Below are 20,795 nucleotides of genomic sequence, written 5' to 3'. Positions count from 1 at the left end.
AGAGCCTACTGATGGGCGCTGAGCGGTGTCCGGTAGCTCATCCGGCGCACCGATCCGGTCTTGGAGCGCATCAGCAATGTGGTGGTTTCAACCCAGCCCGGCTGACGCTTGATCGCTGGCAGCAGAGAGCCGCCGGTCACACCGGTGGCGGCAAAGATCACATCGCTGGTGACCATCTCATCGCGGGCATAGACGCGGTCCAGATCGGTGATGCCGGCCTTGGCAGCGCGGGCTTTCTCATCATCGTTGCGGAACAACAGGCGGCCGAAGATCTGACCCCCCATACATTTCAATGCCGCAGCTGCCAGCACCCCTTCAGGGGCGCCGCCCTGACCCATATACATGTCGATGCCGGTAATCTCAGATTCGGCGCAATGCATCACGCCGGCGACATCGCCATCGGTGATCAGGCGGATGGCGGCGCCGGTTTCGCGCACCTCGGCAATCATCGCCTCATGACGAGGACGTTCCAGAATGCAGACGGTGATGTCGGTGGGCAGGCAACCCTTGGCCTTTGCCAGCGCCTCAACCCGCTCGCGCGGGCTCATGTCCAGCGAGACCACGCCATCGGGCAGGCCGGGGCCTACCGCGAGCTTGTCCATATAGGTGTCGGGTGCATGCAGCATGGAGCCGCGCGGCCCCATTGCAATCACGGTGAGAGCGTTCGGCATATCCTTGGCTGTCAGCGTGGTGCCTTCCAGCGGGTCCAGCGCGATATCAACGCCGGGGCCTTTGCCGGTGCCGACTTCCTCACCAATAAAGAGCATGGGCGCTTCGTCCCGCTCCCCTTCGCCGATGACCACGACGCCTGCGATATCCAGAAGATTCAGCTGTTCGCGCATGGCGTTGACGGCGGCCTGATCGGCGGCTTTCTCGTCGCCGCGACCAATCAGCGGTGCAGAGGCCAGAGCGGCCTGTTCGGCCACGCGGGCCAGTCCGAGCGACAGCAGGCGGTCGTTAAATGCGGCGTCGTTGGTGTCAGAAGTCATAGCCAATGTCCTATCTCAATCCCGGGTCGGTGCCGTCGCATACCCTGCATCTGGCAGCGCGGGCAAGGGCGGTTGGCGGTAACGGGCCTTAGCAACAGGCGCCGTTACCGGTGTTTTTCTGTTCTGGGCGCGATCAGACCTCTTCGATGCGCAGGGCAACGGGATCCGCTGCCACCACATCGGTCTTGGCCAGATCGTCCAGCGCCGTCTGCAAGCTGCTGGAGGTGCATTTATGCGTCACGATCAGCACTGGCGCGGTCGGCTCGGAGTGGCCGTACTGCCGCATCCGGTCGATGGAGATTCCGGCATTGCCAAGCGCAGCGGCGACCTTTGCCAATGCGCCGGGTTTGTCCAGCAGGGCAAGGCGCAGATAATGCGGCGCGGCAAGGCTGGTCTGGGCGGCGGGCGCATCCTCAAGCGAGGTGGCAGGCTGGCCGAAGGTGGCGAACCGGCTGCCGCGGGCCAGGTCGCAGATGTCACCAAGGACCGCACTGGCAGTCGGGCCTTCGCCGGCGCCGGGGCCGCGCAGGACGATCTGTTCTACCGCGTCGCCTTCGATCACCACCATATTGGTGCCGCCTTCCAACTGGCCGAGCGGCGAGTTCGCAGGCACCAGACAGGGCGACATGCGCTGTTCCAGCCCACGCCCGGTGCGCTGCGCCACGCCCAGAAGCTTGATCCGGTAGCCCATATCGGCGGCGTGACGGATGTCATCGAGACTGATCCGCTGGATGCCTTCCAGCTGCACATCGTCAAAGGCGGGCTTGGTGCCAAAGGCGATGGCGGACAGGATCGCCAGTTTGTGCCCGGCGTCGATGCCGCCCACATCCAGATTGGGATCAGCCTCAAGATAGCCAAGGCGGCCACATTCCTCGAACAGGGCGTTGTAGCCCTGACCGGTGGCTTCCATCTGAGTCAGAATATAGTTGCAGGTGCCGTTCATCACGCCCATGACGCGGGTGATTTCATTGCCTGCCAGACCTTCAGTCAGGGATTTGATCACCGGGATGCCACCGGCAACAGCGGCTTCAAAGCGGATCACACGGCCTGCAGCTTCGGCCTGTTCGGCCAGCGCCTGACCATGGATCGCCAGCAGCGCCTTATTGGCGGTGACAACGTCCTTGCCTGCTTCCAATGCGGCCTCGGTCGCAGCCTTGGCTGCGCCTTCATGACCGCCCATCAGCTCGACAAAAACATCGACGTCATCGCGGGTGGCCAGCGCCACGGGGTCGGTTTCCCAGGCATAATCGCCAAGCGGCACGCCACGGTCCTTGCTTGCGTCCCGCGCGGACACCGCTGTGATCTGGATCTGGCGTCCGGTGCGGGCCTCCAGCATGGCTGCCTGACGGCGGATGATCTTGATCACGCCGGTGCCAACCGTGCCCAAACCTGCAATACCAAGGCGAAGCGGCTCTGTCATAGCTGGGGATCCTTTAATTCCGAAAGACGTCTCCCCGCCTTAGCGGGTTCGGCGCAGCGGTGCAACGGCGGCGGCGATACGTGGCCGACAAATCCCAATGCAGGGTGTGTGTTGCTGCGATTTCAGGCGGCTTTGCTCATGGCTGCGGGGGCTGCGGGGGCTGCGGGGGCTGCCGGGGCTGCTAAGCGGGGCGTCCGGCGTCAGGGTTGCGCGGCGCGCAGGCGATCAGCGCGGGCCTGCAAACGGGCGGCGCGGGCATCCAGCGTGTCTTCCAGCGCTTTACTCTCCTCCGCTGCGGGGGGGCTGGGCTGAAGCGCATCCTCCAAGGGCACAAGGGCAGGGTAGTCGGCGCCGCGCAGATCGGGTGTGAGCTGGTCCTCCAGCTCCGGCACGCGGGCGCAGGCCGAGGCGAGCACAGCGGCGGCCAACAGAGGGAAAAGCCGGGAATACCGACGGACGGAGCCCAATGCCGAAATCGCACAAATGCTGGGCATCGGGGGTCGGTTTTTGGGCTGTGCGGGCGATTGCATCAAAACCATCCTTGTTCACTATTCCCTTGATGCACATATTGTTGAAAAGGCACAAGCAGGGCTTTTATATGAACAAATGTTCATATAAAATCGAAAGATGGCACGTACCCAAGGTTCACATTCCGATATCACCGGTCCGCGCATCCGTGCTGCGGCGCTGAAGCTGTTTGCCCAGCATGGGTATGCGGCGGTCTCAATGCGCCAGATCGCTTCCGAAGTGGGGGTCCAGGCTGGCGCGCTCTATAACTATACCCCTGACAAGCAGAGTCTGCTGTTCAGCCTGATGGAAGGTCATATGACGGAGTTGTTGCAGGCCTGGCAGGATCTGCGGACCCCGGATCAGACTGTATCAGTTGGCAGTGTCGAAGATCACGTCCTGGCACGGCTTGAGGCCTTTACCCGGTTTCACATCCGCTTCCATCTGGAACGACCTGACGCGGTTTTCATCGCTTATATGGAGTTGCGGAACCTGTCGGAAGACAATTTCACCGCGATCGAGTCCCTGCGTCGCGAATATGAGAATGCGCTGGAAACGATCCTGAAGGATGGGGTGCGGCTGGGCGTGTTTCATATCCCCGACACCAAAATCGCAACTCTGGCAGTGATTGCGATGCTAAACGGTGTGATGACTTGGTATCGCAGTGGGGGGCGTCTGTCGCTGGACGAGGTCGAGGCGATTTACTGGGATATGGTGCAGAAATCTGTGCGGGCCTGAACCCGTGCCCGCCTGAACCCGTACAGTTGAGGGGCGGCGCCGCGCAGCAACGCGGCGCCGACAGGTTGTCTGAGGCGGATCTAATGGGCGGGTCGGATGAACTGACCATTGCGCAGATCCCTGAAGGCCTGCCGCAACTCATCCTTTGTGTTCATGACAATCGGACCATGCCAGGCCACGGGCTCTTCGATCGGAGCGCCTGAGATCAGCAGGAAGCGAACGCCCTCCGGGCCAGCCTGTACGGTGATTTCTTCACCGCTGCCAAATCGGACCAGCGTGCGATCCCCGGACATATCGCGGATTTGCAGCTCCTCGCCCGCGACCTCTTTCTCCAACAGTACACCCTGCGGTGTCGCGGCATCGACAAAGGCGCCCTGACCGGCAAAGACATAGGCAAAGGCGCGCCGGTAGGTGTCGATGCGAAAGGTCTTTTTCACTCCCGGCGGGACGGAGACATCCAGATATTGCGGGTCAGCAGCGATGCCATCGACAGGACCGCGTTTGCCCCAGAAATCACCAACGATGACCTTCACCCGGGTACCATCGTCGTCAATCACCTCGGGAATATCCTTGGCGGTGATGTCCTGATAGCGCGGGGCTGTCATCTTCTGGCTGGCGGGCAGGTTGCCCCAGAGCTGGAAGCCATGCATCTGGCCGTTGGCGTTTCCTTTCGGCATTTCCTGATGCAGAATCCCGGACCCTGCCGTCATCCACTGGACATCTCCTGCGCCCAAGGTGCCGTTGTTGCCCAAGGAATCGCCATGGTGAACGGTCCCGTCCAGCACATAGGTGATGGTTTCAATCCCCCGGTGAGGGTGCCAGGGAAAGCCGGCCTCGAAATCTTCGGGGCGGTCATTGCGGAAGTCGTCGAACAGCAGGAAGGGGTCCAGCTCGCTCGGGTCGTGAAAACCAAAGGCGCGGTGCAGTTTGACACCTGCGCCTTCAAGCGCCGGTGTGGCGGGGCGGGTTTCCAGGATGGGACGGATCGACATGGCGGGTCTCCGGTTGCTGTGTATGACCTCATAGATAGACCTGTGCGAGTGTGTCGGGAAGGCCCGCTTGCTCACTTCCTGTGTGCGTTGGCGCACATATATCAGTCTTTCCGGGACACCGTCACAACAGGGGGCTATGCCCCTTGACGCAATCAGGCTACATCCGCCGGGACCGGCCCCATGGTGCAGACGGGGCTGAAGACTAGGGTGAGGACATAAGTGATGGGCCAGAAGGCGGGATCGGGCGAAATGACGGATGAGATTTTGGCAACTGTTGATGCCTCCGCGCCGCGGCGGGTGCTGGCAACGGCGATGCTGATCGTGGTCGGTGCGCTGGCAATCTATGTGGCGCTGGCCTCGCCACCAGCCCCCCATTGGCTGGTGTTTCTGCTGGCCATCGGCGGCTTTTGCCTGTGGCTGGCCATGCGTCTGTGGCAGGCCACCGCGTTGCGGATTGAACTGACCGACCAGGTGCTGCGCAGTTCTGACGGGACGGTGATTGCAAAGGTGGCAGATGTTGTTGCGGTGGATCGCGGGGTTTTTGCGTTCAAACCGTCGAATGGCTTTCTGATCCGAACAGCCTCCAAAGGCGCGCGCAGTTGGCAGCCGGGTCTCTGGTGGCGACTGGGGCATCGGATTGGCATTGGGGGTGTCACGCCGGGCGCGCAGAGCAAATCCATGGCAGAAATCCTCGCCATCATGATTGCACGGCGTGAGGCGGGGCAGTCGCAGGGCTGAGGCGGTTTCTGTATAGTCGAACAGAAATATTGAACAGAAAAGGCGCCACCGATGCCGGAGGCGCCTTCTTTGATTAAGCCGCTGGCCTAAAGCGAAATGCCCTAGTCTGTGGGGCCGCTATTGTCGTCGTGGCTGCCACCACCGCTGTCCTGACCTTCAAATTTCACCTGTGGCGCAAAACGCGGGCGGGTGAAGACGAAATTCTGGATGTCCATCTCGGGCAGGCCAACGTTGAAGGCCGGATCAATGTCGTTCTTGGTCTCGACCAGAATGACCCGCTCCTGATCGGGCATGGTCGGCAGATCATCCTTGACCTCTTGAATGTTGCCGTCCTGCCATTCGGTGAATTTGCCACCACGTACCTTGGACCAGTCCACGTAGTAGCGGTTATCATCCTCATCCCAGCGGATTACCGAGATCCTGAGAGAAATGGAGGAGTCGACACGGATCAGCAGCTTGGCCAGGTCGTGCATGCTGTCGATGTAATCCTCATTCAGGGTCGAGGTTTCGCGCGAGATGAGGTCGGAGATCGTGTAGGCGGCCTTCAGGTTGACCCCCTCCTGACGGTAGGCGTCGAAATAGGTGTAGATCGCTGCAAATACACCGAGCAGTAGCGGCATATAGAAAGCGAATTCAACCGAGACAGAACCGTCGGTCTCTTGTTTGTAGCGGCGGAACAGGGTGCGGATACGGGTCAACATGGCTTACCGAGGCTCCTGAACAAAGGCTGAGGTCGCATAAAGGCGGATCCGGCCGTCGGCGTCATTGTCCATATCGTCAGCCAGGCCCCAATGGGGGAACACTGGTTTCATGGCCATGCAGGCGCGGATGAACATCAGCTCGTTGGAATCGCCGGTGACAAAGTTCCGCACGGGCTGCACGTCCTCAACCCGGTTGATGCAATCTGGAACCGGGTCAACCGGGGTCCAGGCATAGGGATCAACCTGTACCATTTCGAGCCGCAGCGACGTGCCGCAGTTGCGGATAAAGCCGGAGCGGCGGCAAACCTCGTCGCGGATCTCATTGTGTTGCTTTGGAACGCCGGTCGAGAGACGCAAGCCCCGCACGGTCTGATCCAGCGCACGTTCCAGCATGGATTGCTGGATGGTGATCATACCCAGTTCCACTGTGTTCATCAGCAGAAACAGAAAGGCGGGGATCACGATGGCGAACTCAACTGTTGCGTTGCCATCCTCGCGCTTGCGAAACAGGCGCAGTGCGCGGCGCAGCCGACTGGCTCTTCGATATTGCTTGCGGCGTGTCATTGGGTCAGCCTCAGCTGGCGGATCGACGTTGCGATCGAGGCAAAGGCGTCGCGGATCTCAAGCCCGCGCACATCAAAGTGATGGGCATCCGAGCTGGCGCAGTCCTTCAGCACCGCGGTGCCGCTGCTAGGCGCCTCAAAACCAATGGTATAGACAACGATGCCCTGGTTCTTGGCCGCGGCGCAGACAGCGCGGGTGCGGGCGTTTTTGGTGCTGGTGTTCCAGTAGTCATAGACGCCGTAGTACCAGACGCTGCGTGCCGATGACTGGCCCATCCAGTCACCGTAGAGGTACTTGTAGAGATACTTCAGCGAGGTTTCACCAAACAGTTCGCCCCAGCTCAAGCGTTTGACATTCGCAGGCTCTCCCTGCTCATCCTGCCACCAGCAGCTGTAGCTACCACATTTGCGATAGCTGCCCTGACCATAGGCGTGATCTTCCCAGCGGTTCATGCGGTCCCACCAGTATTTGTCGCGTTGCGGATCGTAGAGCGAGTAGCGCGGGTTCGATCCGGTGGCGGCAGAGTTGTACCAGACGTCGGAGGCACCTTCGCGGTGATCGGATTCGACATAGTACTGGCTGGTATTCCTGCCGTCGGTCATCAGCACGATAACCTTTACGGTCTCGTGATCATTGAACGCTGCCGGGCGATTGTTGAATGTTGCAGGCACCATGGCTCCACCGCCTGACGCCAGCGCGCTGATGGCAGGACGCGCACTTGGATCAAGCAGGGCGGTGCCCCATTTCATGCCAACATCAATCGATGTGTTGCCTTCTGCGCTCAAGCCATCGATGAAGCCTTTGAGCGTGTTCGCATCCTTTTGGAACGGTAGGATTTCACGGTCGGCACGATCTTCACAAATTGGGCTGTCGACCAGACCTGAACTGGCGCGATAATCGCTCCCGGACCAGACGCTGAAGTGCATCGTGCGTTTCAGTTCTTCCGTCGTGGACAATGCCGTGGACTGGAAGTGGTTGCCGGTGAAGTTCACACAGTTGGAATATGCGTGCTCATCCGTGGTGTTGTACTGATCCATCAACTCGGTCGGCAGGCTAACCTGTGTGGCGTAGGGGATGATGGAAATCGACATCTTGTTGTCGATGGTATTGGCGATCATCGTATCGACGAAATCTTTTGCCGCAACCTTGAGGTTGGCCAGACGACTGTTGCTGCGCATCGATCCGGAGACATCCAGCACCAATGAGATTTCCAGCCCGTCGATGCTCTCTTCTGCGCGCGAGGTCGCATAAAGCGGCATGTCCTGCCCGCTGGAGAATTTCAGCATGTGGGTTTCAAATGTGGTGTCGATGGTGCTTTGCACCTTTTTGAACCCGAGCCCGGTTTCTGCCACCGGGGGCGTGTAATATTTATTGAGCCCCGCCTTGCTGAGATAGTCCTGAACCACCGCCGCAGGCGGCAGGGGCTGGTCGAGATCAGCCGCAGCCAAAACTGCACGGTCGAGGGTATATTGCAGGATGGTGCGGTCGCGTTCCATACGCATCAGATCGACGCCGATGCCACCCACGGCAAGCATGGACAGCAGGAAACCCACCATGGGTTTCAGCAGCACGCCGGATTCATCCTGCCGAAATGCGCGCAATTGCGCCTCGCCACGAATGCAGGCGGTCAGGCAGGCTTGTCGTGCCGCGATGGATATCTTGTCAAAACGTATAGTCATGTGTCGAACCCCCAGCCGCTTAACCCCCCGGCACAGCGCCATCAGAAATGGAATTTCACACTTATTAATGCTTTGTGAAGGTGGCGGAATTGGGGCGTATACCGGACCAAATCACGCGGATTGTCGCGGGTTTTAGGGGTAATGCGGCGCATGTGCTAGGGTTGTTCCAGTGACGTGAACAAATCCGGGGTCGCTGCGATTTCGCGCGACTCAGTCAAACATGCGATGTTTTCAATTTGCCTAAAATTGATTCTTTTTGCGCGGAAATGGTCAAAAAGGTCGCACCTTCTTAATCCAAGAGTCATAGTGTCCGAACACTATCTCACTGAGTCGACGCAGAAGCACGGAGTACAGCCGATGAGCAGTGCAACAGAACCCAGTTTTCGCCAGAGTGTGGACCTGATGTTCAACAGGGCGGTGTCCCTGATGGACCTGCCACCAGGCCTGGAGGAGAAGATCAGGGTTTGCAACGCGACCTATACTGTGCGCTTCGGCGTGCGGCTGCGGGGGGGGATCCAGACCTTCACCGGGTATCGTTCGGTACATTCCGAACATATGGAGCCTGTGAAGGGCGGCATTCGCTACGCGATGGGCGTGAACCAGGATGAGGTTGAGGCGCTGGCGGCGCTGATGACCTATAAATGTGCGCTGGTTGAGGCGCCGTTTGGTGGCTCCAAAGGCGGGCTTTGCATTGATCCGCGCCAGTATGAGGAGCATGAACTGGAGCTGATCACCCGCCGTTTCGCTTATGAGTTGGCCAAACGCGATCTGATCAACCCCTCCCAGAACGTACCGGCCCCCGATATGGGCACCGGTGAGCGTGAGATGGCCTGGATTGCTGACCAATACGCGCGGATGAACACCACCGATATCAACGCCAAGGCCTGTGTGACCGGCAAACCGCTGAATGCGGGTGGTATCGCTGGCCGGGTCGAGGCGACGGGCCGCGGGGTGCAATATGCGCTGCGTGAGTTCTTCCGCAATCCGGAGGATGTCGCGGCAGCCAATATGGACGGCAAACTGGACGGCAAGCGAGTGATCGTTCAGGGCCTCGGCAATGTGGGCTATCACGCGGCGAAGTTCCTGATGTCGGAAGACGGCGCCAAGATCACCGCAGTGATCGAACGCGACGGTGGCCTGATCGACGAGAACGGTCTTGATATCGAAGCGGTGTTCCAGTGGATCGCCAGCAATGGTGGTGTCACAGGCTATCCAGATGCGCGGTATGTTGAAAATGGCCCGCTCCTCCTGGAGGAGGACTGCGATATCCTGATCCCGGCGGCGCTGGAGGGGGTGATCAACCTCACCAATGCGGCCAACATCAAGGCGCGGCTGATCATCGAGGCGGCGAATGGCCCTGTCACTGCCGGTGCGGATGAGATCCTGCGCGACAAAGGGACCGTGATCATTCCCGACATGTACGCCAACGCCGGCGGTGTGACGGTGTCCTACTTCGAATGGGTGAAGAACCTCAGCCATATCCGCTTTGGCCGGATGCAGCGCCGTCAGGAAGAGGCGCGTCACCAGCTGGTCGTGGATGAGCTGGAGGCTCTGTCCGAAAGCCTGGGCAAGACCTGGACGCTGAACCCCAAGTTTACCGAACGCTATCTGCGCGGGGCGGATGAGCTGGAGCTGGTACGCTCGGGTTTGGATGACACCATGCGCACGGCCTATCAGTCGATGCGTGAGGTCTGGCATGGCCGTAATGACGTGACTGATCTGCGTACTGCTGCCTATCTGGTGTCCATTGACAAGGTTGCCAAAAGCTACCGCGCCAAGGGGCTTTGATCTTTTTATAAGTCAGCCCTTGTGGTTCAGAAATGCGAAAAGAGGCGGCCTGTCCCGCCTCTTTTTTCGTTTTTCTAGCCTGCGTGCGCGATATTAGGGTGAACGCGACCCGGTACTGATGGTCTCTGTCGTTTTCAGTACTAGACATATGTGTTCTGAGTGTGCTGCTGATAGCGGGTGGCTGATCTGTACGGGGCTGGTATCCCAGCGGCGATCCGGTCAAACTGGCAAGCGATGACACCTTGGCAGTAGGGCGCGGTGAATGCCCGCGCCTGATCGCCTGGCAAAAGACCGAAGGGGGCGGGGATGCGATTTTCTGGCTGGCGTGTGCTGCGCGAAGGGCTGACAGGCAATCGGGGCTGGCAGAGCCATTGGCGCGACCCGGATCCGAAGCCGCAGTATGATGCGGTGATCATCGGCGGCGGCGGCCATGGGCTGGCGACCGCCTATTATCTGGCCAAGGATCACGGCATGACCAACATCGCCGTGCTGGAGCGCGGCTATATCGGCGGCGGCAATGTGGGGCGCAACACCACAATCGTGCGGGCGAATTATTATCTGCCGGGCAACTCTGAGTTCTACTCCCATTCCCTGAAGCTGTGGGAGGGGTTGGAACAGGATCTGAACTACAATGCGATGATGTCGCAGCGTGGGATCTTGAACGTGTTCCACAATGATGCGCAGCGTGACAGCGCCGTTCGGCGCGCGAATGCGATCATCAATCAGGGTGATGATGCCGAGATCCTGTCCCGCGACCAGCTGCGCGAGATGGTGCCGTTGCTGAACTATGCCAACAACCGCTTTCCCATTCAGGGGGCGCTGTTGCAGCGCCGGGCGGGCACGGCGCGCCATGATGCGGTGGCCTGGGGCTTTGCGCGGGGCGCGGATCAGCGCGGTGTTGATATCCTTCAGAACTGTGAGGTGACCGGCATTCGGACCGAAGGCGGCAAGGTCATCGGGGTCGAGACCTCCCGTGGGCTAATCCGTGCGGGCAAGGTGGCAATGGCCGCCGCCGGGCGGTCCAGCCAGGTGGCCGCGATGGCGGGCCTGACCTTGCCGATTGAAAGCCACGTCTTGCAGGCGTTTGTCTCAGAGGGGCTGAAACCGATCATTGATCATGTGCTCACCTTCGCGGAGGGGCATTTGTATATCAGTCAGTCCGACAAGGGCGGGTTGGTCTTTGGCAGCTATCTCGATCTCTATGCGTCTTATACGGCGCGGGGGAATCTGCCGATGGTGGAACACACGATGGAGGCCTGCATGGCGATGTTGCCCGCCATCGGCAAGGCGCGGCTGCTGCGCAGCTGGGGCGGCATCATGGATATGACTCCGGATGGCTCACCCATCATCGACCGGACAGCGATTGAGGGGCTCTATCTCAATGCGGGCTGGTGCTATGGCGGCTTCAAGGCGACGCCTGCCTCCGGGCAGTGTTATGCCCGCCTGATTGCCACGGATCGCCCTCATGAGGCCGCTGCGGCATTCCGGCTGGACCGGTTTGAAACGGGCCGTGGCCTGATGGATGAGGAGGCGACCGGTGCGCAGCATAATCTGCATTGATCCCAGCATTCCCGAACGAACACCTGTGGCCACCGCAGAGGCGGGGATGAGTATTTTTGGAAAGGTGAAAGGGCGTCAGCCATGAGGATTACCTGCCCCCTATGTGGTGAGCGCGACCGGCGCGAGTTCTATTACCGCGGGGCTGCGCTTGCGGCGCCTGCAGAGGACGACAGTCCTGAGGTCTGGCATGCCCATGTTCATCTGCGGGACAATCCCGCCGGTCCGGTTGAGGAATGGTGGTATCACCAGCAGGGCTGCGGTAGCTGGATCCGGGTGCGGCGGGACACCGCCAGCCACGAAATGCTCGCGGCCAAGTTGACCACATCCGGGGAGAGGGGCTGATGCGGATCGCAGGATGGGGAGGCGCAGCGGAGGCGCGCGAGGTTGGTTTCAGCTTCAACGGGCGGCGCCTGATGGGGCGCGCAGGGGAGCCGCTGGCGGCGGCGCTACTGGCCAACGACATTCATCTGGTGGGGCGGTCGTTCAAATATCACCGCCCCCGCGGCATTCTGACCGCTGGCAGTGAGGAGCCGAATGCGCTGGTCACCGTGGGGGAGGGTGCCGCACAGGAGCCCAATCTGCGGGCCACGACGCTGCCCTTATATGAGGGACTGGCGGCGCGTAGCCAGAACTGCTGGCCGTCGGTTGGCTTTGACGCCATAGCGCTCAATGATCTGGCAGCGCCGTTTCTGGGCGCGGGGTTCTACTACAAGACCTTCATGTGGCCGGCGGCGTTCTGGGAAAAGATCTATGAGCCGATCATTCGCCGTGCCGCCGGGCTGGGGGCATTGTCTGGCGCGCCGGATGATGCGACCTATGAGAAGGCCTATGGCTTCTGCGATCTTCTGGTGATCGGGGCCGGGCCCGCGGGGTTGATGGCGGCGCTGACGGCGGCGCGGGGCGGTGCGGATGTGATCCTGTGTGACGAGGACAGCACCCCGGGCGGAAGATTGTTGAGTGAGCGGGAAACCATCGCGGGGCTGCCTGCGCGAGAGTGGATCGCCAGTGCGGTGGCAGAGCTGGACAGTCTGGGCAATGTCCGCCGTATGACCCGCACCACCGTGACCGGCGTCTATGATCAGGGCACATATGGGGCGCTTGAGACACCGCCGCCGCAGGCAGGAGCCGCGCCGCGGGCCTGTTTCTGGCGGCTGGTGGCCAAACGGGCGATCCTGGCGGCGGGCGCGTTGGAGCGGCCTGTGGCTTTTGCCAATAATGACCGGCCGGGGATCATGATGGCTGGGGCCGTGCGCAGCTATCTCAATCGTTGGGGGGTGGCGCCGGGGGAACGGGTGGCCGTGTTTGCCAATAACGATGACGCGCACCGCACGGCACAGGATCTGGTGGCAGCGGGGGTGCATGTGGCAGCGGTGATCGACAGCCGCCATGACGCCCCGCAGAGCTCTGATTTTCGGGTGATCCGGGGGGCACAGGTCTGCAATGCCTCCGGGCGACAACGGTTGGAGAGCCTGACCCTGCGCTCGGTTTCGGGTGAGGAAAAGTTGCAGACCGATTGTCTGGCCATGTCAGGCGGTTGGAATCCGACACTGCATCTGACCTGTCATCTGAACGGGCGGCCCCGTTGGCGGCGGGACCTTGCGTGTTTTGTGCCGCAGGACGGTGCGGTCCCGGGGTTGGAGCCCGTGGGGGCCTGTCGCGGGCGGTTTTCCACCGCGGCGGCCTTGCAAGATGGCGCTGAGGCGGGCGCGCGGGCGCTTGAGGCATTGGGCAAGCGGGCGGTTGCGGCTGAGGTGCCTGAGGCAGAGCAGGCGGAGTATCGCGTTTCGCCACTATGGTCGGTGCCGGGGCGCGGGCGCGCCTGGGTTGATTTTCAGAACGACGTCACGGTCAAGGATATCTGTCAGGCCGGCCGTGAGAACTTCCGCTCGGTCGAGCATATGAAACGCTACACCACCCAAGGGATGGCCACGGATCAGGGCAAAAGCTCAAACGTGGTTGCGCTGGCGGTTCTGGCAGAAGCCACGGGGCGCAGTATCCCCGAGACCGGCACCACCACGTTCCGTCCACCTTATGTGCCAGTGCCGATTGGGGTGATGGGGGCAGGGGCAGAGGATCAGGGCTTTGCGCCCCGGCGGCTGCTGACCTCGCACCGGCTGGCGGAGGATATGGGCGCCCATATGATGGAGGTCGGGCTGTGGTATCGGGCCAGCTATTTCCCCAAACCCGGCGAGACCCATTGGCGGCAGTCTTGTGACCGGGAGGTCGGGTATGTGCGCAATGCGGTTGGGGTCGCGGATGTCTCCACGCTTGGTAAAATCGATATTCAGGGGCCGGATGCGGCGCGGCTGCTGGATTATGTCTATGCCAATGGCTTTGCCAGGTTGAAACCCGGTCGGGTGCGCTACGGTCTGATGCTGCGCGAAGATGGGTTTGTGATGGATGATGGCACCACCGCCTGCCTGGCGCAGAACCACTATGTAATGACCACAACCACCGCCGCTGCCGGGCAGGTCATGGCGCATCTGGAGTTCGTAACCCAGGCATTGCACCCCGATTGGGATGTGCGGATCAATTCGGTGACCGAGCAATGGGCGCAGTTTTCCATTGCGGGCCCCAAGGCGCGCGCGTTGTTGCAGGATCTGCTTGGCGCGGATTTTGTGACTGAGGACTGGCCGTTCATGGCCTGCGGCGAGGTGGCCTTGGACGGAGTGACGGCGCGGCTGTTCCGGATCTCCTTCTCGGGTGAGGAGGCTTATGAACTGGCGGTGCCGGCGCGCTACGGTGAGAGCCTCTTTGGCGAGTTGCTGCGCCGGGCCGAGGCGCTGGGCGGTGGCGCCTACGGGTTGGAAGCCCTGAATGTCTTACGGATTGAGAAGGGCTTTCTCACCCATGCAGAGATCAATGGCACAGCGACGCTGCATGATCTGGGGTTTGGTGGAATGCTACGTTCCGGCAAGCCTTGCGTTGGCCGCGAGATGGCATTGCGCGAAGGGTTGGTCGACAAAACCCGAATGCGTCTGGTGGGGATCAAACCCACCGGTGCGGTGCAGCAACTGACAGCCGGGGCGCATCTGTTTGACCCGGAGGATCCCGTCACGCGGGTACACGATCAGGGCTATGTGACCTCGGTCTGCTATTCGCCGACATTGGGCCATATGATTGGGCTGGCGCTGATCAAATCGGGCCCGGACAGGATTGGTGACCCCATCCGTATGGTGGATCACACGGCGGGGCTGGATGCGCTCTGCGAGATTGTGGAGCCTGTGTTCTTTGACCCGGAAGGGGAGCGTGCCCGTGGTTGAGCTGAGTGCAAAGACGCCTTGCGCAGGGCTGTTGGCCTTGCAGGTGGGAGAGATCTCCCTGAGCGAGGCAGAGCCGGAACAGATGACGACGCTAGCCCCCTATGCTGGGCAGGAGAATGCGCTGTCGGCTGCCTTGGAGGCGGCACATGGGCTGCGCTGGCCCGCGCCGAACCGCAGCCATGCCAAGGCGGGCGCGCGGATTATCTGGTTTGGGCGCGAGATGGCCCTGCTCAGTGGGGTCCGCCCGGATCCGGCCCTGGTCGAGCATGCGGCACTGACTGATCAAAGTGACGGCTGGGCGGTTGTCCGGCTGGAGGGAGCGCAGGGAGATGCGGTGCTGGCGCGGCTCTGCCCGGTGGATCTGCGGCCAGCTGTGTTCAAACGCGGCCACACGGTTCGCTGTGAGCTTAAACACATGGCGGCGTCCATTACGCGGCTCGGGCCAAAGACCCTGCAGATCATGGTGTTCCGCTCCATGGCGGAGACACTTGTGGATGATCTGAAAACAGCGATGGAAGCTGTCGCGGCACGGGGGTAATCTCTCTGGATCACCAACTGATTCCGGGAGTCATCTGTATGATCCGTCTTGCCCTTGTCGCGGCATTGCTGGCAACGCCAGTCTATGCGGCTGAAAAGAAAGAAAAAAGCTGCAAGTACCAAGGGCAGGTCATGGCGGCGGTGCAGCAGGCGCGGCTGGACCGGGTGAAGCAGGCGGAGGTCAGCCAGACGATTCTGGACAGCGATCCCAGCTGGCCGGACCAGTACAGCAAGGCCATTCCGCAACTGACGGCCCATGTCTACAGCCTGCGCAAGCGCGATCTGCGCAATACGGATCTGGGCGCGTTGATGGAACAGCAGTGCCTGGAAAACTGGGATCAGATCCAGAAGATGAAAAAGCAGCTGCAGAGCAACTGAGATGTCGCTTCCCCCCGGTTTCCTTGACGAATTGCGCACCCGCGTCAGCCTCACGCAGGTTGTCGGGCGCAAGGTCCTGTGGGACCAGCGCAAATCAAACCAGGGCAAGGGGGATATGTGGGCGCCCTGTCCGTTTCACCACGAGAAATCCGCCAGTTTCCATGTCGATGACCGCAAGGGGTTTTACTACTGCTTTGGCTGTCACGCCAAAGGCGATGCGCTGAAGTTTGTGCAGGAAACCGAGAACGTCGGCTTTATGGAGGCGGTGCAGATCCTGGCGCAGGAGGCAGGGATGGAGATGCCCGCCCGTGACCCGAGGGCGCAGCAGAAACAGGATCATCGCGCGCAGCTGGCTGAGGTTATGGAACAGGCCGTACGGTTTTTCCGTCTGCATCTGAATACCCGTGCAGGAGAGGCTGCGCGCAGCTATCTGGCGCGACGCGGGCTGAGCGGCCCCGCGCTGGAACGTTGGGAAATTGGCTTTGCGCCTGAGGGGTGGCAGAACCTCTGGGATGCGCTGCGCGGCAAGGGAGTGCCGGAAGATTTGATCATGGGGGCAGGTCTTGCCAAACCGTCCAACAAGGGCGGCAAACCCTATGACACCTTCCGTAATCGGATCATGTTCCCGATCCGCGATGCGCGCGGGCGGGCGATTGCCTTTGGCGGGCGCGCGATGGATCCGCGCGACAATGCCAAATATCTGAACTCGCCGGAGACGGCGCTGTTTGACAAGGGGCGCAGCCTTTACAATCACGGGCCTGCGCGCACCGCCTCGGGGAAATCCGGCCAACTGCTGGTTGCCGAAGGGTACATGGATGTGATCGCGCTCGCCGAAGGTGGGTTCGAGGCGTCGGTGGCACCTTTGGGCACGGCGATTACCGAAAATCAGCTGCAAATGCTGTGGCGGATCGCCGATGAGCCGATCATTGCGCTGGATGGCGATACTGCGGGCCTGCGCGCAGCGATGCGTCTGATCGATCTGGCCCTGCCGCTGTTGGAAGCGGGGAAATCCCTGCGCTTTGCGCTGATGCCCGAGGGCAAGGACCCGGATGATCTGATCCGTGCCGAAGGGCGTGAGGCGGTGCAGGCGGTGCTGGATCAAGCGATGCCAATGGTGCGGCTGCTGTGGCAGCGCGAGACAGACGGCAAGGTGTTTGACAGCCCGGAACGCAAGGCGGCACTGGACAAGGCGCTGCGCGACAAAATCCGGCTGATCCGCGATCCGTCGATCCGCCGCCACTATGGCGAAGATTTGCAGGATCTGCGCTGGGAACTGTTTCGCGGGGGGCGTCCGCGGGAGGATACTGCAGGGTCCGGTCTGGATTTCGGCTTCGATGCCGCGCCTGATCCCGGTCTAGATCCGGGAGGGATGCCGGCAGATGATCCCGGTTTCAGTGCAGATTACGACGCTGGCTATGATCCGGGGTATGACCCTGCGGGCTACGATCCTGGGTTTGATCCCGGTTATGACGCCGGACCCTATGATGCGGGGACGGCGCCTGCTGGTCGGCCAGACACATCTGACGGTCAGGGCTATGTAGGCAAACAAAGCGGCTACGCGGGTGGAAAATCTCGCAAAGGCAGCGGGTTTCGTGATGGCACGCGGATGCCCTGGCGGGGCAAGAACGCCCCGCCACAGCCGCTGGAAACCACGCGCAACTCTCTGCTGGCCGGTGGCAGTGAGGAGTCACTTGTGCGGGTTCGCGAGGCGGTGATTCTGGCCACTGTGATCACTACGCCTGCCGTCATCACCAAATATGAGGTTAATCTGGAACGTATGGCCTGTGTCGGATCAGATCACGCGCTGCTGCGCGATCTGGTGCTGCGCCATGGGGTTGATGCACCCGAACGACTGAAAGATGAAATTGCGCAGGCTGCCGGGGCACATGCCCTTGAAAACCTCTTTGCGCTTCGCCATGTGGCAATCAGCCCCTGTCTGCGCCGTCCCGGCGACGTGGAAGTGGCCAGCCTGACGCTGGCGGAGGAGTTCGCCAAACTGGAGGCGAGCCGTGGTCTGGACGCCGAGCTGGCCGAAGCTGAAGAGGATTTTGACGGGCTAGCAGATGAAGCCGTGACATGGCGACTGGGACAGGCGGCAGAGGCCCGTAACAAGGCGGTGCGCAGCGAGAACGAAGACCGTGCGCAATATGATGTGGGGGAGAACGGAGCGCGTCTGAACCGCGAGGAACGCGACGCTTTCGGAGCCCTGTTGGAACGAATTGGCTACTCCAAGAAGTGACCGCTGCGCCGCAGTCAGGTCGTTTTGCTAAGGAAGAGCGAAAGAAAAACGGGTAAACCGGGTGACGAATCAGCGGATCGCGATAATGATTCGCGAAACCGAATCGCCCCAGCCCCTACGAGGAGCATTGAATGGCCGCCAAAGATACCGACGACCGCAAACCTGACGATCAGGAGCCCGAAATCTCTCTCGACATGAGCCAGGCTCAGGTCAAGAAGATGATCGCCGAAGCGCGCGAGAAGGGTTACATCACCTATGATCAGCTCAATCAGGTCCTGCCGCCGGATCAGGTGAGTTCGGAGCAGATCGAGGATGTGATGTCGATGCTCTCCGAAATGGGCATCAACATCATCGAGGATGAGGAAGCCGAAGAGGAAGAGCAGAAAGGCTCGACCGAACTGGTGACTACCGAGAGCAATCGCGAAGTGGCCGTGGCCGGGGCGGCAGCTGAGAAGCTGGACCGCACCGATGATCCCGTACGGATGTACCTGCGCGAGATGGGCTCGGTCGAGCTGCTGAGCCGCGAGGGCGAGATTGCCATCGCCAAGCGGATCGAGGCCGGTCGCAACACGATGATCGCAGGCCTCTGCGAGAGCCCGTTGACCTTCCAGGCGATCACCATCTGGCACGACGAACTTCTGTCTGAAGACATTCTGCTGCGCGATGTGATCGACCTTGAGGCGACATTCGGCAATCAGCTGGATGAGGATGGTGAGGTGAGCGAGCCGGTGGTGGATACCTCCGCCGTGGCTGCGAACAAACCCGCCGCCAAGGACACTGGTCCAGAGCTGGATGCGGACGGCAATCCGATTGCTCAGGACGATGATGATGACGAGGACGATCAGGCCAATATGTCCCTCGCTGCGATGGAAGCGGCGCTGAAGGACAAGGTGCTGACCACGCTGGAGCAGATCTCCTCTGACTACGCACAGTTGAGCGAGATGCAGGACAGCCGGATTTCGGCCACCCTGAACGAGGATGGCTCCTTCAGCGAGCGGGACGAGCAGGTCTACCAGTCCCTGCGCGCAGAAATCGTGCTGCTGGTGAATGAGCTGCACCTGCACAACAACCGGATTGAAGCGCTGATCGACCAGCTTTACGGGATCAACCGTCGGGTTATGTCGATCGACAGTTCTATGGTGAAGCTGGCTGATCAGGCCCGTATCAACCGTCGTGAGTTCGTCGAGGCCTATCGCGGTCGCGAGCTGGACCCGAACTGGCTGGCTGAGATGGGCGAAAAGCCCGGTCGCGGCTGGCAGATGTTTGTCGAACGCTCGACCGAGAAGGTTGAAGAGCTGCGCGCCGACATGGCCCAGGTTGGTCAATATGTTGGTCTTGATATCTCTGAATTCCGCCGCATCGTGCAGCAGGTTCAGAAGGGTGAGAAAGAAGCCCGTCAGGCCAAGAAGGAAATGGTCGAGGCGAACCTGCGTCTGGTTATCTCCATCGCGAAGAAATACACCAACCGCGGTTTGCAGTTCCTTGACCTCATTCAGGAAGGCAACATCGGCCTGATGAAGGCGGTCGATAAGTTCGAATACCGTCGCGGTTATAAATTCTCGACCTATGCGACCTGGTGGATCCGTCAGGCGATCACCCGTTCCATCGCAGATCAGGCGCGGACCATCCGTATTCCGGTCCATATGATCGAGACCATCAACAAGCTGGTCCGTACCGGTCGCCAGATGCTGCACGAGATCGGTCGGGAGCCAACGCCGGAAGAACTGGCTGAAAAGCTGCAAATGCCGCTGGAGAAGGTCCGCAAGGTGATGAAGATCGCCAAGGAGCCGATTTCCCTCGAAACCCCGATCGGGGACGAGGAAGACAGTCAGCTGGGTGATTTCATCGAGGACAAGAATGCCGTGCTGCCGCTGGACAGCGCCATTCAGGAAAACCTCAAGGAAACCACCACCCGGGTTCTGGCGTCCCTTACGCCGCGTGAGGAACGGGTTCTGCGGATGCGCTTTGGTATCGGTATGAACACCGACCACACGCTGGAGGAAGTTGGCCAGCAGTTCAGCGTGACCCGCGAACGTATCCGCCAGATCGAGGCAAAGGCGCTCAGAAAGCTGAAGCACCCGAGCCGCTCGCGCAAACTGCGGTCGTTCCTGGACCAGTAACATTGAAGCAATCGCACCAAAGAAAAAGGCGTCCCACGGGGGCGCCTTTTTTCTTGCGCGTGTCTAGGATCGCGCTGGGTGCAGAGCGAAATACGAGGTGCTGAACGAGGCTCCGGTTGAGGTGTCGGGTAGGTTGGTGCGTTAACCATTCCTAACGGTCAACAATTGTTTTCGGCCCGCGAGCACCTAAGTTACCAATATATTAATTTCGCGATATCGGAGGGGGTCCAATGCCGCATTATTCGAATTTGAAGGACGCACTCACCGTGTTGGATGACAAGCTTAGATCGCTCAGTACGCTGACAAAAGCGAACGCGTTTCTGGTGGATATCATGCGCAAGGATCGCGCGTTGCTGGAGGAACTGGAGGCTCCGGCTGCCCGCGCAATGCTGATGGATCGTGCTTGCGCCACCTTCGGCGAAGAAGCTGGCGAGACCGCCGATCCGGATGTTCTGGATGTGCTGGCAACGGCCCTGACCGAAGGGCAAACCGCTGAAATCATACCCTTTCCTACCGAGCGCCGCCACTGACCAGCGGCTTAGTTCAAGGGCATCAGTGACACGCCGTAACCACCCGGAAGGG

General features: G+C 60.8%; 18 protein-coding genes. 11 read left to right on the top strand and 7 right to left on the bottom strand.

What is annotated here, in order from left to right; all coding sequences use genetic code 11:
• Positions 1 to 5: 5 nt before the first annotated feature.
• From glpX to GAL_RS12825, 3 genes are all read right to left on the bottom strand, one after another.
• Positions 6 to 989, bottom strand: a complete 984-nt coding sequence (glpX, locus tag GAL_RS12835) for a class II fructose-bisphosphatase (protein ID WP_024098000.1) — start codon at positions 987 to 989, stop codon at positions 6 to 8.
• A gap of 133 nt (positions 990 to 1,122) precedes the next feature.
• Positions 1,123 to 2,409 carry a homoserine dehydrogenase gene (locus GAL_RS12830; protein WP_024097999.1) on the bottom strand — a complete coding sequence of 429 codons (1,287 nt, stop codon included), beginning with the start codon at positions 2,407 to 2,409 and terminating at the stop codon, positions 1,123 to 1,125.
• Positions 2,410 to 2,609: 200 nt separating this feature from the next.
• Positions 2,610 to 2,939, bottom strand: coding sequence for a hypothetical protein (locus GAL_RS12825; RefSeq protein WP_024097998.1), 330 nt, complete (start codon positions 2,937 to 2,939; stop codon positions 2,610 to 2,612).
• Positions 2,940 to 3,036: 97 nt separating this feature from the next.
• Here GAL_RS12825 and GAL_RS12820 point away from each other — a divergent pair, with 97 nt between their 5' ends.
• A complete protein-coding gene (locus tag GAL_RS12820; protein WP_024097997.1) occupies positions 3,037 to 3,654 on the top strand; it encodes a TetR/AcrR family transcriptional regulator in 618 nt (205 codons plus the stop codon).
• A gap of 80 nt (positions 3,655 to 3,734) precedes the next feature.
• Here GAL_RS12820 and GAL_RS12815 read toward each other — a convergent pair whose 3' ends face one another.
• The gene (locus GAL_RS12815) at positions 3,735 to 4,646 is read right to left on the bottom strand and encodes a pirin family protein (RefSeq protein WP_024097996.1); all 912 of its coding nucleotides are present in this window, start codon (positions 4,644 to 4,646) and stop codon (positions 3,735 to 3,737) included.
• A gap of 222 nt (positions 4,647 to 4,868) precedes the next feature.
• On the opposite strand from GAL_RS12815, the gene GAL_RS12810 reads away from it, so the two are divergent.
• Entirely contained in the window at positions 4,869 to 5,384 is a 516-nt protein-coding gene (locus GAL_RS12810; RefSeq protein ID WP_024097995.1) for a hypothetical protein, read from the top strand.
• A gap of 101 nt (positions 5,385 to 5,485) precedes the next feature.
• Here the strand turns inward: GAL_RS12810 and GAL_RS12805 are convergent, their stop codons facing one another.
• The 3 genes from GAL_RS12805 to GAL_RS12795 are packed head-to-tail and all read right to left on the bottom strand — an operon-like array spanning position 5,486 to position 8,328.
• Positions 5,486 to 6,085, bottom strand: coding sequence for a TadE/TadG family type IV pilus assembly protein (locus GAL_RS12805; protein ID WP_024097994.1), 600 nt, complete (start codon positions 6,083 to 6,085; stop codon positions 5,486 to 5,488).
• A 3-nt stretch (positions 6,086 to 6,088) separates the two neighbouring features.
• A complete protein-coding gene (locus GAL_RS12800; protein ID WP_024097993.1) occupies positions 6,089 to 6,649 on the bottom strand; it encodes a TadE/TadG family type IV pilus assembly protein in 561 nt (186 codons plus the stop codon).
• Positions 6,646 to 8,328, bottom strand: coding sequence for a TadE/TadG family type IV pilus assembly protein (locus tag GAL_RS12795; protein WP_024097992.1), 1,683 nt, complete (start codon positions 8,326 to 8,328; stop codon positions 6,646 to 6,648). The genes GAL_RS12800 and GAL_RS12795 overlap by 4 nt, the downstream gene beginning before the upstream one ends.
• A 357-nt stretch (positions 8,329 to 8,685) precedes the next feature.
• Between GAL_RS12795 and GAL_RS12790 the strand changes: the two genes are divergently transcribed.
• From GAL_RS12790 to GAL_RS12750, 9 genes are all read left to right on the top strand, one after another.
• Positions 8,686 to 10,116: a Glu/Leu/Phe/Val family dehydrogenase gene (locus GAL_RS12790; RefSeq protein ID WP_024097991.1), complete on the top strand. Its 1,431-nt coding sequence runs from the start codon at positions 8,686 to 8,688 to the stop codon at positions 10,114 to 10,116.
• Between the two features lie 306 nt (positions 10,117 to 10,422).
• Complete coding sequence (locus tag GAL_RS12785; RefSeq protein WP_024097990.1) at positions 10,423 to 11,676, top strand: sarcosine oxidase subunit beta family protein; 1,254 nt, start codon at positions 10,423 to 10,425, stop codon at positions 11,674 to 11,676.
• An 81-nt stretch (positions 11,677 to 11,757) separates the two neighbouring features.
• The gene (locus GAL_RS12780) at positions 11,758 to 12,018 is read left to right on the top strand and encodes a sarcosine oxidase subunit delta (protein ID WP_024097989.1); all 261 of its coding nucleotides are present in this window, start codon (positions 11,758 to 11,760) and stop codon (positions 12,016 to 12,018) included.
• Complete coding sequence (locus GAL_RS12775) at positions 12,018 to 14,939, top strand: sarcosine oxidase subunit alpha family protein (protein WP_024097988.1); 2,922 nt, start codon at positions 12,018 to 12,020, stop codon at positions 14,937 to 14,939. The genes GAL_RS12780 and GAL_RS12775 overlap by 1 nt, the downstream gene beginning before the upstream one ends.
• Positions 14,932 to 15,477, top strand: coding sequence for a sarcosine oxidase subunit gamma (locus GAL_RS12770; protein WP_024097987.1), 546 nt, complete (start codon positions 14,932 to 14,934; stop codon positions 15,475 to 15,477). The genes GAL_RS12775 and GAL_RS12770 overlap by 8 nt, the downstream gene beginning before the upstream one ends.
• Before the next feature lie 38 nt (positions 15,478 to 15,515).
• Complete coding sequence (locus tag GAL_RS12765; RefSeq protein ID WP_024097986.1) at positions 15,516 to 15,854, top strand: hypothetical protein; 339 nt, start codon at positions 15,516 to 15,518, stop codon at positions 15,852 to 15,854.
• Between the two features lies 1 nt (position 15,855).
• Complete coding sequence (gene dnaG, locus GAL_RS12760) at positions 15,856 to 18,093, top strand: DNA primase (RefSeq protein WP_024097985.1); 2,238 nt, start codon at positions 15,856 to 15,858, stop codon at positions 18,091 to 18,093.
• 131 nt (positions 18,094 to 18,224) lie between these two features.
• Positions 18,225 to 20,213, top strand: coding sequence for an RNA polymerase sigma factor RpoD (gene rpoD / locus GAL_RS12755; protein ID WP_024097984.1), 1,989 nt, complete (start codon positions 18,225 to 18,227; stop codon positions 20,211 to 20,213).
• A gap of 230 nt (positions 20,214 to 20,443) precedes the next feature.
• Positions 20,444 to 20,743 carry a hypothetical protein gene (locus GAL_RS12750; protein WP_024097983.1) on the top strand — a complete coding sequence of 100 codons (300 nt, stop codon included), beginning with the start codon at positions 20,444 to 20,446 and terminating at the stop codon, positions 20,741 to 20,743.
• Positions 20,744 to 20,795: the final 52 nt, after the last annotated feature.

Source organism: Phaeobacter gallaeciensis DSM 26640, from assembly GCF_000511385.1.
In the GTDB taxonomy this organism is placed as follows: Bacteria; Pseudomonadota; Alphaproteobacteria; order Rhodobacterales; family Rhodobacteraceae; genus Phaeobacter; species Phaeobacter gallaeciensis.
The sequence above is the reverse complement of the archived record's forward strand: the minus strand, read 5'-3'. Positions and strand labels throughout refer to the sequence as shown.